1 protein-coding gene is annotated in these 415 nt (G+C 60.2%); it reads left to right on the top strand.

The window, feature by feature from the left end:
• Positions 1–187, top strand: a 187-nt coding sequence (locus tag A3709_RS22685; RefSeq protein WP_197484216.1) for an ATP-binding protein, incomplete at its 5' end; no start/stop codon positions are given.
• Between the last annotated feature and the right edge of the window lie 228 nt (positions 188–415).

The raw sequence follows: 415 nt of genomic DNA, 5'->3' as shown, positions 1-415 counted from the left end.
ACAGCCAGGATCCTGTGAATGCCGCTTGTGCGATTCGCGCGATCAGGAGGGCCACGGGCTGGGACTGAAAATGGTGCAGCGCTTTGCCAGCGACGCTGGCGGCGGTGTGCGCATTGTCAGCACGCCAGGTAAGGGTACCGACGTCACGATACTGCTGCCGGCGGCCGCGGGCCCGCAGGCCCGGTAATTTCTCAGGCAAAAAAAAAAAGCGCGACGAGTTTGGAGCTACCCCTCGCCGCGCAACCAAAGAACCGCTTAAATCCGTAGACGATTGCCATCCTCTTGCTGTGACCATGGGAAGTAGAGCGCATCCTCAGGAGACTCCATGGGCAGAACGACCACCAGCAGTTCCGTAGAGGTGCCTGTGAGATTCAACTCTCCGACGTAACGGCCGCCAATCAACGCCGTCCGCAGC

This window comes from Halioglobus sp. HI00S01 (assembly GCF_001635445.1).
GTDB classification, from domain to species: Bacteria; Pseudomonadota; Gammaproteobacteria; order Pseudomonadales; family Halieaceae; genus Halioglobus; species Halioglobus japonicus.
Note: the sequence above shows the minus strand (reverse complement) of the source record. Positions and strands in the feature narration are given on the sequence as shown.